Annotated in this window: 1 protein-coding gene; it reads left to right on the plus strand. The window is 74.6% G+C overall.

What is annotated here, in order from left to right; translation table 11 throughout:
- Positions 1–715 (plus strand): hypothetical protein (locus tag B0W88_RS34165; protein ID WP_077038442.1); only part of this gene is annotated, 715 nt, incomplete at its 5' end.
- Positions 716–788: the final 73 nt, after the last annotated feature.

Below are 788 nucleotides of genomic sequence, written 5' to 3' on the forward strand. Positions count from 1 at the left end.
GCTCGGTGCCACCCAGCTGCGCTGGCGCAGCACCGCCGAGCCGCTGGCGCCGGAGCTGCCACTGGAGCGCCACCAGCACCGCAGCGTCAAGCCCAGCGCGCTGTGGCTGGCCGTGGCGCTGCCGGTATGGCTGCTGGCGCTGGCCTTCGAGCAGTGGCTGGGCGCCGACCCGGGCACCTCGCTGGTCGAGTACGCGGCGCCGGTGCTGGGCCCGCTGGCCGCGGTGCTGGCCTGGTCGGCGCTGTGGGCGCTGGTGACGCAGCTGTTCCAGCACCGCTTCCCCTTCGCCACGCACCTGCGCCGCGTGCTCGCCTGGCTGCTGGCCATCTATGCCATCGGGCTGGTGGTGCCAGGTCTTGCCTACGCCTTCTCGCTGCCGCGCCTGCTGGGGCTGGAGGAGATCGTGATGGCCGCCGGTTCGGCGGCGCTGATCTGGTGGCATGCCGTCGTGGTCTGGCCGCGGGCGCGGCGCGGGCTGGCGCTGGGCCTGGGCGTGCTGCTGGTGCTGGGCATGGGCCTCACGCTGGCGCGGCGCCTGGAGCAGCAGCACTGGTTCGGCCCCACCTACCTGAGCGCGCTGCCGCCCCCGGCGCTGCGCATGGCCTCGCCGAAGCCGCCGCAGGCGCTGCTCGACGAGCTGCAGCCGCTGCGCGACAAGCTCGCGCGCCAGGCCAGCAAGGACAACGACCAGGCGCCGGCCGAGGAAGAGGAATAGACAGGCAGGCGGGCCGTGCTCAGCCGGGCTGGCGCAGCGTGCGCAGCGCCAGCTCGTAGAGGGCGTCCACGGC

Source organism: Pelomonas sp. KK5, assembly GCF_001984095.1.
In the GTDB taxonomy this organism is placed as follows: Bacteria; Pseudomonadota; Gammaproteobacteria; order Burkholderiales; family Burkholderiaceae_C; genus KK5.